The sequence below is a fragment of the Paraburkholderia sp. BL17N1 genome, from assembly GCF_003634175.1.
Lineage (GTDB): Bacteria > Pseudomonadota > Gammaproteobacteria > Burkholderiales > Burkholderiaceae > Paraburkholderia.
The window spans coordinates 2,495,349-2,508,641 of record NZ_RBIW01000002.1 but is presented as its reverse complement, the minus strand read 5'-3'; the positions used below and the strand labels follow the sequence as shown (position 1 = coordinate 2,508,641).

Annotated in this window: 10 protein-coding genes; 4 read left to right on the top strand and 6 right to left on the bottom strand. The window is 59.8% G+C overall.

Features of this window, described 5'->3' with window-relative positions:
* Window positions 1–48: 48 nt before the first annotated feature.
* Entirely contained in the window at window positions 49–1,524 is a 1,476-nt protein-coding gene (locus B0G82_RS31170) for a hypothetical protein (RefSeq protein ID WP_121310116.1), read from the bottom strand.
* Between the two features lie 56 nt (window positions 1,525–1,580).
* Between B0G82_RS31170 and B0G82_RS31165 the strand changes: the two genes are divergently transcribed.
* Window positions 1,581–2,534 (top strand): IS5 family transposase, encoded by a 954-nt coding sequence (locus B0G82_RS31165; RefSeq protein ID WP_116149560.1) that lies wholly within the window; start codon window positions 1,581–1,583, stop codon window positions 2,532–2,534.
* A 67-nt stretch (window positions 2,535–2,601) separates the two neighbouring features.
* Here B0G82_RS31165 and B0G82_RS31160 read toward each other — a convergent pair whose 3' ends face one another.
* Window positions 2,602–4,425, bottom strand: coding sequence for a DUF3060 domain-containing protein (locus B0G82_RS31160; RefSeq protein WP_121310115.1), 1,824 nt, complete (start codon window positions 4,423–4,425; stop codon window positions 2,602–2,604).
* A 17-nt stretch (window positions 4,426–4,442) separates the two neighbouring features.
* Window positions 4,443–5,378 carry a formylglycine-generating enzyme family protein gene (locus B0G82_RS31155; RefSeq protein WP_158608209.1) on the bottom strand — a complete coding sequence of 312 codons (936 nt, stop codon included), beginning with the start codon at window positions 5,376–5,378 and terminating at the stop codon, window positions 4,443–4,445.
* Here B0G82_RS31155 and B0G82_RS39875 point away from each other — a divergent pair.
* Window positions 5,353–5,691, top strand: coding sequence for a hypothetical protein (locus B0G82_RS39875; protein WP_158608208.1), 339 nt, complete (start codon window positions 5,353–5,355; stop codon window positions 5,689–5,691). The two genes, B0G82_RS31155 and B0G82_RS39875, sit on opposite strands and share 26 nt — an antisense overlap.
* Window positions 5,692–5,956: 265 nt before the next feature.
* Here the strand turns inward: B0G82_RS39875 and B0G82_RS31150 are convergent, their stop codons facing one another.
* Window positions 5,957–7,189 (bottom strand): DUF2252 domain-containing protein, encoded by a 1,233-nt coding sequence (locus tag B0G82_RS31150; RefSeq protein ID WP_116148035.1) that lies wholly within the window; start codon window positions 7,187–7,189, stop codon window positions 5,957–5,959.
* A gap of 328 nt (window positions 7,190–7,517) precedes the next feature.
* Between B0G82_RS31150 and B0G82_RS31145 the strand changes: the two genes are divergently transcribed.
* Together B0G82_RS31145 and B0G82_RS31140 are read left to right on the top strand one after the other, a co-directional pair.
* Window positions 7,518–10,181 (top strand): response regulator, encoded by a 2,664-nt coding sequence (locus tag B0G82_RS31145; protein ID WP_121310113.1) that lies wholly within the window; start codon window positions 7,518–7,520, stop codon window positions 10,179–10,181.
* A gap of 33 nt (window positions 10,182–10,214) precedes the next feature.
* Window positions 10,215–11,135 carry a DUF72 domain-containing protein gene (locus B0G82_RS31140; RefSeq protein ID WP_116148031.1) on the top strand — a complete coding sequence of 307 codons (921 nt, stop codon included), beginning with the start codon at window positions 10,215–10,217 and terminating at the stop codon, window positions 11,133–11,135.
* A 183-nt stretch (window positions 11,136–11,318) separates the two neighbouring features.
* Here the strand turns inward: B0G82_RS31140 and B0G82_RS31135 are convergent, their stop codons facing one another.
* Window positions 11,319–12,320, bottom strand: a complete 1,002-nt coding sequence (locus B0G82_RS31135) for an NADP-dependent oxidoreductase (protein WP_121310112.1) — start codon at window positions 12,318–12,320, stop codon at window positions 11,319–11,321.
* A gap of 47 nt (window positions 12,321–12,367) precedes the next feature.
* A complete protein-coding gene (locus tag B0G82_RS31130; RefSeq protein ID WP_121310111.1) occupies window positions 12,368–13,231 on the bottom strand; it encodes an alpha/beta hydrolase in 864 nt (287 codons plus the stop codon).
* Window positions 13,232–13,293 lie beyond the last annotated feature (62 nt).

Here is a 13,293-nt window from a genome sequence, read left to right as displayed (position 1 = left end):
CACTTCGCGAACCTCGCTGCGAAGTGCTGTCGGCTTCGATGCTGTCAATCAGGCTGCGCTGGCCGCGAGGAGCATCTGCGGATCGTTCTGCGCCGACGCGGTATAGCTCGCACTCGCCGAGCTATCCGCCCCGAAGGACGCAAGCGCTGCAATCAGACTTTGTACGGCAACATCCGCAGTCATAGCGCCACTCGTGGTATCCACCGCAAATGCCTGCCCCCTATCCTGATACATGGCGGCGAGCGCATCGTGGAGAGCGGTGTCATCCGTTGATTCGGTCGGGCTAGCAGCCGCGTTGTTGTCCTGCTTGTCGAACGATGCGGGACGCGAAACCGGGGCAGCGGCGCCGATTGCGACCCTAGCTGCTGATGCGGCGGCGCTTGTCGCCGTTGAGCTAGACGTTGCTGACAAGAAAGCCGGTGTTGAAGCGCCAACGCCACCCCCGCATACGACCACGTTATAGACGCCATCGGCGTTATAGCCACTGCCGGAGCAATCGTCCAGCGGCAAATCGTACATGGGGAGCATGCCCGAAATGTCCGGGTCTCCGTTCCAGACCCCTCCATTCGTGAATGCCCCGCCAGTGCCACCTGCACTCGGGTCATACTCAGGAAAGAATACGCCAGGCGTGGAAGGTGCCGCAGGATTCAGTGGGCCATATGTGCCGGATAGTGACGCTCCTGATACGTACGAGAAGGCATTCGGACTGTTATAGTACGTGGCGTTGTTAGCGGTCACAAAATTGCCCGTGGTGCCATTCAGATCGATCTTCTGATTGCTCGCGATGATCGTATTGCCAGTGCCCCGAACCACGATATCTGCCTGTACGACAGGGTTTTTCGACAGTAAGGTAGCCGCGTCAATCGTGTTTCCGTTCCCGTTGATATAGATCGTCTGGCCGATGTTCTGGCTGCCAAGCTGGATCACACTGTTTGTCGCGTTGATCGTATTGTTGACACCATTGTCCAAAATGACTGAATTGGAACCGGCGTTAACGGCGTTCCCGCTGCCATTCACAGAGACGGCATTATGGGCACCTAGGCCAAGGGAATTTCCCGAGCCGTTCAACATGAAACTGGTGTTATCCGATGTGCCGATCGTCGAATTTTGGGCGTTGATCGAATAACCGCTGCCTCCCAACAGGCCAAGGTAGTCTCCGGTGCCTGCCAACCCTATCTGATCCGCACCACCTTCAACGTTCCCAGAGAATCCCGCCGCGCAATTGATTACGTCGGTATTACCGTTGATATGCTCGCCCTGCCCGCTTATGTTGACCAGGCTATTCTGACCAACATATGCGAGGTTATCGCTGCTGCCCGTGACCCATGAGATGCTGTTCGCACCATTGGTGATCGTGTCGCCCGAGCCGTTAACAGTGAACGTGTCGTTGCCCTGGCCGTAGACGTAGCTTCCCGAGGTGTCAAACGTGTTGTCTGTTCCCTGAGCGAAGATGGAACTGTTTGGGCCGCCGTAGGCGAGCACGTTATTACTGCCGTTAAGGAAGGTCTGCAGAAGTCCTGGCATTGTGTTGCTGCTGAGCTATCCTGGGAAACAGAGCTAATTGGGTGAGGAGCAGTGTGATGACGCAACTTGGTCTTGGTCTGGATCTGTCAACGAAGCGCACGCGCAAGCGGGAATTTCTCGATGAGATGCGACGCGTTGTGCCTTGGTTGAAGCTGATTGCGCTGATCGAGCCGCACTATCCCACGGGCAAAACCGGTCGGCCGCCGTTCCCGATTGCGACGATGCTGCAGATTCATTTCATGCAGCAATGGTTCGGTTTGTCAGACCCTGCTATGGAAGAGGCACTCTATGACGTGCCGCTGTATCGCGAGTTCGCGGGTCTCGACGGCGGGATGGTTCGCTTGCCGGATGAAAGCACGATTCTTCGGTTCCGCCATCTGCTGGAAACGCACGGACTGGCGGTGCAAATGCTGGCGCTGGTCAATGAAATCCTGACGGAGAAAGGCCTGATGCTCAAGGCTGGTTCGGCAGTCGACGCCACCCTGATTGCCGCGCCCAGTTCGACAAAGAATGGCTCCGGCACGCGCGATCCTGAAATGCAATCGACGCAGAAAGGTGGTAACTGGTACTTCGGGATGAAAATGCATATCGGCGTGGACGCCGACTCGGGCCTGGTCCATACGGTCATTGGAACGGCGGCCAATGTTCACGACATCACGGTAGCCCAGGCGTTGCTGCATGGTGAAGAAACGGATGTGTACGCGGACGCCGGATATCTGGGTATCGAAAAGCGATGTGAGGCTGACGCGGTTCGTTGGCATGTTGCAATGCGACCGGCAAAGCGAAGGAAACTGGATCTGAGTGATTCGCTGGACGCGATATACGATCAGATCGAACGCCTGAAGGCGGGTATCCGGGCCAAGGTCGAACACCCGTTTCGCATCCTCAAACGGCAGTTCGGTTACATGAAGACCCGCTATCGTGGTTTGATGAAGAACACCGCCCAGATCACCACGCTGTTTGCTTTGGGCAATCTATGGATGGCACGTAGAGCTTTGCGCAAAGCTTGAAACACCGGGCCAATGAAGGCCATATATCTGGTTGGAGCGCTCCGGTGCGCGGAAAAAACTCCGGCAATCAACTCACCGACAAAAATCTGAACGCCGAGGCCGCGCAGGATGTGAAAGATAACGCTTCAAAAAGCGGGTTGTGCAGACCTTCCTTAACAGTCGTTGTGCTGTTGCCGCCGTTGGTTAACCAGTCGCCCGAACCGTTCACCGTGTACGTGTCGTTGGCCTGGCCGTAGATGAAGCTTCCCGAGGTGTCAAACGTGTTGTCTGTTCCCTGAGCGAAGATGGAACTGTTTGGGCCGCCGTAGGCGAGTAGGTTCTTATTGCCGTTAACAGTCGTTGTACTGTTGCCGCCGTTGGTTAGCCAGTCGCCCGAACCGTTCACCGTGTACGTGTCGTTCGCCTGGCCGTAGATGAAGCTTCCCGAGGTATCAAACGTGTTGTCTGTTCCCTGAACGAAAATGGAACTGTTTGGGCCGCCATAGGCGAGCACGTTATTACTGCCGTTAACAGTCGTTGTGCTGTTGCCGCCGTTTGCAATCACATTACCTGAGCCATTTACGGTGAACCTGTCAGCGTCTTGCCCGTAGATGTAGTTGCTCGACGTGTCAAGCGTGTTGCCTGTTCCCACTAGCCGGATGGAACTATTCGCACCAGCCCACACCAAGGTATCGTTGTCACCGTTGATGAATGTCGCACTATTATTTCCATTGGAAATAACGTCGTTTGACCCGTTCAATCCGAACGACGAGCCAGTGGCACCCATAGCCGTGATACCAGAAGCGTCCACTGAATTGTTCTGGCCGTTGATCGTGACCGCACTCCCGGCACCAATATAAGCCAATGTATTGGAGTCACCTTGAACTGACGTTGTGCTGTTGCCACCGTTAGTGACCAGGTTGCCCGAACCATTCACCGTGAAGGTGTCACCAGCCTGCCCGTAGATGTAGCCGTTCGACGCATTAATGATGTTCTGCAAACCAGTTAGCGAAATCGAGTCTCCGTCCATAGCCGTGACGTTGTTATTGTTGCCATGCACGTTGGCTTGGGCATTCCGGCCGAGTGATATCCCATTGCCTGCGCCATTAAGGGTCGCGCCTGAACTTGCCGCCACGCTCACCTGAAACCCGTTGGTGTCAGAATGGACGTCCTGCCCGCTTATGTATTCGGCGTCCGTCGTGCCATTTCTTGCGAGCGTCACGGTGCTAGTCGCGACGCCTTGGCCATTCACCTCGCTGTACTGGAATGCAGTACCGCTCAACGACGTTGAAGTAATCGTGTCGCCCGGGGTGCCAGCCATGATGATCGCGGGATTGCCGTCCGGACCGTTCATAGGTGTAAGCATGTCGCCGTCCTGCGACGCCGGTACGTTGCCGGTCCATTTATTGAAACCCGGCAGGAAGGTGGTGTTAAACCAAGTTCCCATATCGTTAAGGACGCCCGCAATTCCGACTGCAACGCCAAATTCATTTGCGCGTGAAGCAATGACGCCCATCTGGGTCGCCAAGGCGCTGTCGCCAAGTCCCGAGGCGGCCGCGGCAATTGCAGTGGCTGCGCCACCGCCGATGCCAGCGGCATCATTTGTTACTGCTGTGAATGCTGCCATCTGGCCATCGCCATCCTGCCTTCGCAACGCGTCCTGATAAGACTGGACATCAACCGTGATATTTGTCAGTCCGCCAATTGATCCCAATCCGGCAGATAAAAGAGGGTTGCCCGACAACGCTTTCACCGCGCCTGCCAACGCTTGAGCGTTCCCAATAACAGCCTGTTTTGCATCTCCAGAATCGGGATTATTTTTGAACTGCGTGCACGCATTCAGGTAATTAACCCACGAGGTGACCAGCGACGTCACGTTCAGAGCAGTTTCGGAAACAACAAGTCCTGACATCGTCTTATTCTCCACATTCAGTTTAATAAATCTGCTGCGAGCCGGAATCCGTAGCTGCTAGTTCGGTGATCGGGTGGCACTCCGTTCCGGGCCGCCGCGCGGGTTGCGATCGGGATCGTCGCCCAGCTCGCCCCCCGCATGGATCTGATTCCGCAAGGCGCAGATTCTGAGATCGGTACTGAAGAAAAATTCACATAGCCAATGCTCGAGCAATCCTCCATCCATTGCTCAGCATTGCCAAGCATGTCGAAGAGTCCCCATGGATTTTTCCTGAACGAACCTACAGGAGCCGTCCCGGCATAGCCGTCTGTGCAGTCAGCAACCGGTGCAGTTGCGTCGAGCGCCCGTGCGCTCTGGTCCCGAGTGTTCTCATAGCGGCACGTATCCTGCGGGTTATTCCCCCAGTAGGTTGCGGTCTTCGTACCAGCGCGGGCCGCGTATTCCCACTCTGTCTCGCTGGGCAAGCGATACTTCGTCACTCTGTGCCCCGGAAGTTTTGCGTTCAACCACGAAATGAATTTCTGCGCGTCACGCCACGACACGCAAACAACGGGATCCTGATCCGTCTGTCTGAATCCGGGATTGCTCCAGTCGGCATTTGCGTCAACTACCCATTTTTTCCCGTTATATATCTGGCAACCTTTCCCGCTAAAACCCGTCTCTTTTGCAAAGACCTCGAACTGCTTCCTCGTTACATCGAACTTTGCAAGTGCAAACGACTTCACCTCGGCCACATGGCGCGGCGTTTCGTCGGTATACATAAAACGGTATTGATTCTGCCCTTGGAATTCTTCCTCGGTCGCTCCCATCATGTATTGACCTGACGGAAGGACGATCATTTCCGAGCAGACGTCGCAGTCCTGAAAGTGACGAAGCTGTCCGCCCGCGGCTTTCCCGTCGAATGCCATTGCGCTAGAAGCCAGCATCATGAGCAATAGAAATATCTTTAACATGCCCCTCCTCGCGATGAGACAATTAGTGGTCGCTTCTACTTGGACATATGCCATCTCGTCCAAGCAATTGTCCCTGCAGCGCCTGCTTTTCATGGTCGCCGCCGCTGTTAAGCGTATGCTGCAATCATCGAATAAACGCTGTGCTTTGGTCTATCGGAAACATCTGCATTGGCATCAGGAAATATCAGTGTGGCCGCAGGGGGACGACTATCAGCACGTTATGCTGACCATCTCCACTGGCCGCCAGTCAGAACAGGGACCAGTTCGAGTGCAATACGTGACCCGAGAACGAGCCGACGTCGACCTGAAATAAACGAGCATAAAAAATCGTCACCACTACCGACAGCACTGGTGTGCCGGTACGTGATGACGAATGGACTGCCGCTCGGTCAACAACGGCAAACAGGGGAATAAACTAAAGGACCGAATTAGGGCGGGTGGGACCGACACCCGGCTTTTATCTCAAGGGGACATGCGATCAAAAACGATATCGCCATATGACGCAAATCGCCGCGCCTCGCATTGGCAAGCCGGCCCATGAACTTTTGCTCGCAATGCACAGACAAGCGCACAACACATCAGCTACCCCCACGCTCCGTCGCATACCGCCGGCAATGCTCCAGATACCCAGCAGCATGGCTGCTCACCAGTTCCACAATACCCGTCCACAGCCAGCCCGGCGCATCCAGCGTCTTCGAACGGTTTCTGCGTAGCTCGGTGAGCCACGCCTTGCGCTCCGCGCTATCCATTTGCCGCGCGTGCGCCTTGCCGACCACCATCGCCAGAAAGCGCGCGGCCTTCATTGCTTCGTCGCGGGTCAGTTGCTCGATGGTCAGCTTCATGTCCTGCGGCAACAATTCACGAATCACGACAGCGCGATCCGCGAGACGCGCCGCGCGCATCCGCTCGCCGAGCGACGGCGACAAATGCCGCGCGCCCTCCACCACCCGCTCCGCGTTGTCGCGCGGCATGCGCGCGCCGGGATAGCGCGGCGCGGCCGCTTGCGCGGCTTCCTTGATATCCATCAGGCACAGGTCGTCGCCCTCCACCGCTGCGCCGTCGATGTCGAGCAGCACCGCGTAACGCAATCTGCCGAGCGAACTGCAGCCCTTCACCCAGTAAGCGGCGTCGAGAACTTCCACGTCGGCTTCATCGCCGGCGCCGCGGATCACCGTGGCGAGGCGCGCCAACGAGCCTTTCTCGAACAACGCCTCGATCTCGCGCCGCTCGCTCTTGGCGAGCGGCCAGAAACGCGGACCGAGCGGAATGGTCGGATCGAGATCCTCGATACGCTCCTCCGCGAGATGCCGCCATGAACGGCGCACCGCTTCCCTCATCACCACCCGCACCGCTTCGGGTTTTTCCGCGTGAATGTCGGCGTCGCCCGCCGTTTCGTCGAAGGCGCGCTCGTAACCGTCCGCGAGCGCTTCCATCATGCGCACGGTGGTGACGCCGGGCAGATCCGAGCCACGCGCGGCGGTCGCCAGCGAGAGGCCGAGGCGGATCAGGTCATGTGCCGGATTGCCGATCACGGTCTGGTCGAGATCGCGAATCTGGATTTCAACGCGCCCTTGTGCATCGGCGACGGGTCCGAGATTGCCGGTATGGCAATCTCCGCATATCCAGATGGCCGGGCCTTCCGGCAAGGCGTGGCCTTCTATGCCTTCGAGCCATTCGTAGAACTTGCTGGTGTTGCCGCGTACGTAGGCGTGCGCCGAGCGTGCCATTCTGGCGTTGCGGCGCGTGATCAACAGCGCCTGGCGCGCATCCGGTTTGGGCAACTTGTTTCGTGTGATGTTTTTCTTCGCCATGATGGGGTCCGCGTTTATCGACGTTCGAATTCTGCGTGGCGTTGAACGCCACGGTGCGCCAATCGGCGCGCGCGAACGCCTCGCTGCAGCAGGATTCGCGCCTATCTTCTGAATGCGAACTGTAAGTACCGAGCCACCACACAACGCATGCGCGATGAATCACCGGCCCGGTGTTGTGGCTTACAATTGTCGCAGCCGGGTGCCCGCCATGCACCGGCACGCGGTACACGGCAGAAGCTTCATCCCACCTCCTGCTGCGGGTGCAAACGCATCACGCGAGCCGGCAGAGTGGGACACTTTCATCGACGTGACCTCTGTGGAGCGCAGCATGCCATTTCCGGCACAAGACCACGGCTGCTCCGGCTGGCGCGGGGAGATGGCGCAGCGCATCAGCGCATTCGACTGGGCGGCCACCGGGCTCGGCGTCATCGAAAACTGGCCGCGCAGTCTCACGGCGACCGTCCAGTTGCTGCTCGCCTCGCCCGTGCCGCTCGTGTTGCTGTGGGGCAAGCCCGGCTACATGATCTACAACGACGCGTATGCGATCTTCGCGGGCGGACGACATCCCTATCTGCTCGGCTGCCCGGTCGAACACGGCTGGCCGGAAGTTGCCGATTTCAACCGCCATGTCATGGCCACGTGTCTCGCGGGCGGCACGCTGTCGTATCGCGACAAGGAACTAATACTGCTGCGCGACGGCAAGCCCGAGGACGTGTGGCTCGATCTCTACTACAGCCCGGTCGCCGACGACAGCGGCGCGCCGGCTGGCGTGCTGGCAGTGGTCGTCGAGACCACCACGCGCGTGCTCACCGAGCGCTGGCGGCAACGTGCCGAAAGCGAACTGCACGAAACCAACGAACGGCTGCAACTCGCGCTCAATACCGGCACGGTGCTCGGCACCTGGATGCTGGATCTGCGCACGGGCAAGGTCAGCGGCGACGAACGTTTCGCGCGCACCTTTTCCTTTCAGCAGGAAGAAGCCGCGAAAGGAGTCGAGCGCCGCGCCGCCGTCCACATGCTTCATCCGGACGACCAGGCGCTCAACGATGAACTGACCGCCGAGGCGATCCGCACGCGGCAGCCGTTTCGCGCTGAGTTTCGAATCCGGCGGCCCGACGGCGACTATCTCTGGGTGCAGGCGAACGGCCAGTGCGAATTCGACGAGCACGGCGAACCGACACGCTTTCCCGGCGTGCTGATCGACATCCACGAGCGCAAGATCGCCGAACAGTCGCTGCGCCAGTTGACCGAGACGCTGGAACAGCGCGTGGCCGACGAGGTCGCGGCGCGCGCGCTGGCCGAAGAGCAGTTGCGCCAGGCGCAGAAGATGGAAGCGATCGGCAGCCTCACGGGCGGCGTCGCGCACGACTTCAATAACGTGCTGCAGGTGATCAACGGCAACCTGCAAATGCTCGCGGCCGACGCCGGCGATCATCCGGCCACCTTGCGCCGCCTGTCCGCCGCGACGGACGCCGTCAAACGCGGCGCGAAACTGGCCGCGTATCTGCTCGCCTTCGCGCGACGTCAGCCGCTCTCGCCGACCGTGCTGAACCCTCGCCGGCTGCTGAGCGGCATGAGCGAGATGCTGCACCGCGCGCTCGGCGAAACGGTGCGGATCGACACGGTCCTGAGCGACGATTTGTGGAATGTGCAGGCCGATCGCAACCAACTGGAAAACGCGCTGCTCAATCTCGCGATCAATGCGCGCGACGCGATGCGGGCCGACGGCACGCTCACCGTGCGCGCGGCCAACCGCGTGCTCGACACCGCGTTCTGCCGCGGCAAACCGGAGCTCTCGCCGGGCGAATACGTGGTGTTTTCCGTCACCGATACGGGCACCGGCATGCCGCCAGAGGTCCTGCAGCGCGTGTTCGAACCGTTCTTCACCACCAAGCCCGACGGCCACGGCACCGGCCTCGGTCTGAGCATGGTGTTCGGCTTCGTCAGGCAAAGCGGCGGCCATACCTTGATCGATAGCGAACTGGGACGCGGCACCACCGTCTCGCTGTTTTTCCCGCGCTGCTGCGAGGCCGAAACCTCGGAAACCGTCGACGAGACCACGGCGCCCACCGGTAGCGGCGAAACGATTCTGGTCGTGGAAGACGACGCCGACGTACGACTGACCGCCATCGAAATGCTCGCGCAACTCGGCTACAAGGTGCTGACCGCGTCGAGCGGCGACGCGGCAATCGAGTTCATCGACAGCGACGTGCCGATCGATCTGCTGTTTACGGACGTGGTGATGCCAGGCAAGATCAAGAGCGTGGAGCTCGCGCAGCGAGCCGCGGCGCGCTCGCCCGCGGTGCCCGCCCTCTTCACCTCCGGGTATACACGCGACGAGATCGTCCATCACGGCAAACTCGACGCCGGTATCACGCTGCTCTCGAAACCGTACCGGCGCGACGACCTCGCCCGCAAGGTGCGCAGCGTGTTGCGCGCCGGCGCTGCCAGCGCGGCGGGTATGGCGTTGCCCGTGTCCGTGGACGAAGGACAGATCGCCGCCTGCGTGCCGCCTGCTGCTTACGACCCCGCCAGGGAATCCGGCCACGAAAGCCAAGCTCCCGCGGTTGAAGCTATCTGCCAAAGGGGGGCGCCTTTGGGGACGGCGCGCTCGACTCGCACGCCGGCACGTGTGCTGCTCGTCGAAGACGATATGGACTCACGCGAAGCATTCAGCGATCTGCTGACTGCGTTGGGCCTCGATTGCACTGCGGTCGCGAGTGCGGAAGAAGCGCTGCCGCTCGTGCCCGCGCAACACTTCGACATCCTCTTCACCGATCTCACGTTGCCCGGCATGTCCGGCGACAGTCTTGCACGCGTCATGCTGCGCCAGCAGCCGGGTATTCGCGTGCTGCTGGTGTCGGGCTACGGCAAGAACGCGCAGATCGGCGACGCGATTCCAGGCGCACGGCTGCTCGGCAAACCGCTCGATATCGCGGAACTGCGGCGCGAACTCGCGGACTGGATCGATCACACCGAAGCAGCGTCCTAGCCAGCGCGCGCCACGCATTCGACCGACTTCACGATGGACATTCGCTGCGGCACCGCAGGCTGGACCGACAAGACACTGATTGCGTGCAAGCGCTTTTATCCGCGCGGCAGCAGCAGCGCTGAAGCACGTCTGCGTTTTTATGCTTCGCAGTTCCCGCTGGTCGAAGTGGATTCGGCCTACTACGCGATGCCTTCGGCAAGCAATGCGCAATTGTGGTTCGAGCGCACGCCTGAAGGCTTCACGTTCAACTTCAAGGCGTTTCGTCTGTTCACCGGGCATCAGACTTCGCCCGATGCGTTGCCGCGAGACATTGCGATGGCGCTGCCGGAAGGCATCACCGGTCCGCGCAAGAAGAACGTGTACTACCGCGACATGCCGGACGATATCCGCGATGAACTGTGGCGGCGCTATCTGGAAGCGCTCGAACCGCTGCGCGTGAGCGGGCGACTCGGCGCCGTGCTGTTCCAGTTCGCGCCGTGGATCACGCGCGCGCCGGACGGCCTCGCGCTGGTGGAGGAATGCCGGGCGCGGATGGCGGGCTACATGATGGCGGCTGAGTTTCGCAATCAGTCGTGGTTCGATGAAGAGCATGCAGCCTGGTCGCTCGAATTCCTGCGCGAGCGCGGCATTGTGCATGTGATCGTCGACGCGCCGCCGGACGTGACCAACCGCGTGCATACGGTGTGGGACGTGACGAATCCCGAACTCGCGATGGTGCGTCTGCACGGACGCAATACGCAGACTTGGAGCGCGACCGGCACTGCGAGCGCGGCGGATCGGTTTGATTATGACTATGACGAAGCGGAGTTGACGGAACTCGCCGTGCCGATTCGTGCGATCGCGACGCGGGCCGGACGCACGCATGTGATTTTCAATAACTGCTTCGAGGATCAGGGGCAGCGTAATGCGAGGGTGTTGATGGGGATCCTCGGTTCCGACGCCATCGCGCCGTGACGTTGCAAGTCAGCGATCGGCCAATAAGCGGCATTCGCTCACTTTCTTGCTAAGACATTCGGGAGTCGGCTCCGCTCCCTGGGAGGCCATCCGGTTCTCTCTTGAGTCTGGACCTGGTCGCGGCTCCGCCTCTTCAAAAGCTCGGGCAAGAACCTGCACAGTCAGCCGTCAACCGTTGGCAGCTCACTTGATTCTCACAACGACCTTGCCCCTGGCGCGTCCCTGGGCCAGATATTCAAGCGCTTCCTTCGCCTGGTCAAACGGAAACACCTTGTCAATTACTGGACGAACCTGTTCCGACTTGAGGAGTTCGCCAATTTCGGCGAGCTGGTTTCCATCGGGACGTACGAAGAGAAATGAATACGCCACATCCCGCGTTTTCGCAAGCCGCATGATCTTGCGGCTCATTAGCCCGAATATCAACCTCAGGATAAAGTTCAGCCTGCGAGCACGGGCGAACGCCGCGTCCAGCGGCCCGATGAGAGACACAATCTTGCTCCCCGGTTTGAGGATGCCTATGGATTTTTCAATCACATCCCCTCTGATCGTGCCAAGCACTACGTCGTAGCCGCGCAGCACTTTTTCGAATTCCTGCTTTTTGTAGTCGACGATCTCGTCGGCGCCCAGACTGGTTACCAGTTGGACGTTGCCCGTACTGGTGGTCGTTCCGACCCTGGCGCCGAAGTGCTTTGCCAACTGGATCGCAAACGTGCCGATACCGCCGGATCCGGCAGGAATGAACACCTTCTGGCCGGCTCGGATATTAGCGCGCTCCTTCAACGCCTGCCAGGAGGTAAGCCCGACCATCGGAACGGCGGCAGCCTGCACGAAGTCCAGGTTGACCGGTTTCGACGCCGCAACGCGCTCCGGCACCGCCGCGAATTCGGCGATCGAGCCCCTACCGAGATCGAAGAGGCTGGCAAAGACGGCATCACCCGGTTTGAAACGCGTCACACTGCTGCCGACCTCGGTCACCACACCAGAAATATCGCTGCCGAGCGTAGCCGGCAATTCGAATTTAAGGACGGGCTTGAACGTCCCTGCCGGAATCATGTTGTCGATTGGATTCAACCCCGCCGCGTGGACCTGGACCAACAGTTCATCAGGCTTTAGCGTGGGGCGAGGCACTTCGGCGAACCCGATCTCGGGCGACTTGCCATAGCGTTTGAAGGTGAGTGCTTTCATGGTGTTCTAGATTCAGTGTTGGGTACCTGTCGCCGACCGCGAAGGATTCATCGCGCCAGAAACTCCAGTGCTTTGATCACGAAGTCGGTGTGATACTGAAAGATGCCGCCGTGCCCGGCGTCCTGGTAAATGACGAGCTGCGCGTTGGGAATGCGGCGGGCCATGTCAGAGCTCAATGCGGTGGGCACCATGATGTCGTTGTCTCCGTTGGCGATCAGGACAGGCATACGCAGGCGGGTAAGGTCTTGCGCCGCCTGCTGGCCCCACGCCTTGATCGCCTTGAGTTGGCGAAGCAACGCGCGGGGTGTCGGCCCCCTGTCGCGCCCGGCCTTGCGTTCCTTGAGCCTCTTCAGAAAAGCGCTTGCTGCCTGTCGGCCGTTGGTGGTCGCGGTGAAGAACAGATAGGTCTTGGGATCGCGCATCGTCACCAGACCCTTGAGCATCAGCGGCCAGGACGTAGCCCCCACGCGATCGATTCCCTGGCCGCCCGCGGGTCCTGTGCCTGTGAGGATGAGCCTGCGCACCAGATCCGGCGCCTTGAGCGCCACGTCCTGCGCCACGAAGCCGCCGAGCGAAAAGCCGAGCAGATCAACCTGATCGAAACCCATCGCGCGGATCAACGCGATGGTGTCGTGCGCCATCTCGTCCACGCTCACGGGCGCAATGCCACCGGAAGAACCGATTCCCCGGTAGTCGATCGCAATCACTCGATGCTTGCGGGCCAAGCCATCGACGATGCGTGGGTCGAAATTATCCAGCACCGCGCCCCAATGGTTCAGCAGCATCAGCGGGATGCCCCCGTGCGGGCCTAGTTCGCGGTAAGCGAAAGTGGTTCCCCCCGCCTTGATCTCGTCGTTCTGTGCGTGGACATAGGATGTTGCCGATTGGCTATCTGGGTTGAAACTGATCATCATCGATTCCTTGAGGGGCGGCCTTCACGCGTTGACGTCCACGATAGTGCGGCCGCCCACCT

Excerpts from the sequence above, each read along its gene's own strand:
- B0G82_RS31170 (WP_121310116.1), bottom strand. The coding sequence starts at position 1,524 with ATGCCAGGACTTCTGCAGACCTTCCTTAACGGCAGTAATAACGTGCTC.
- B0G82_RS31165 (WP_116149560.1), top strand. The coding sequence starts at position 1,581 with ATGACGCAACTTGGTCTTGGTCTGGATCTGTCAACGAAGCGCACGCGC.
- B0G82_RS31160 (WP_121310115.1), bottom strand. The coding sequence starts at position 4,425 with ATGTCAGGACTTGTTGTTTCCGAAACTGCTCTGAACGTGACGTCGCTG.
- B0G82_RS39875 (WP_158608208.1), top strand. The coding sequence starts at position 5,353 with ATGAGCAATAGAAATATCTTTAACATGCCCCTCCTCGCGATGAGACAA.
- B0G82_RS31155 (WP_158608209.1), bottom strand. The coding sequence starts at position 5,378 with ATGTTAAAGATATTTCTATTGCTCATGATGCTGGCTTCTAGCGCAATG.
- B0G82_RS31150 (WP_116148035.1), bottom strand. The coding sequence starts at position 7,189 with ATGGCGAAGAAAAACATCACACGAAACAAGTTGCCCAAACCGGATGCG.
- B0G82_RS31145 (WP_121310113.1), top strand. The coding sequence starts at position 7,518 with ATGCCATTTCCGGCACAAGACCACGGCTGCTCCGGCTGGCGCGGGGAG.
- B0G82_RS31140 (WP_116148031.1), top strand. The coding sequence starts at position 10,215 with ATGGACATTCGCTGCGGCACCGCAGGCTGGACCGACAAGACACTGATT.
- B0G82_RS31135 (WP_121310112.1), bottom strand. The coding sequence starts at position 12,320 with ATGAAAGCACTCACCTTCAAACGCTATGGCAAGTCGCCCGAGATCGGG.
- B0G82_RS31130 (WP_121310111.1), bottom strand. The coding sequence starts at position 13,231 with ATGATCAGTTTCAACCCAGATAGCCAATCGGCAACATCCTATGTCCAC.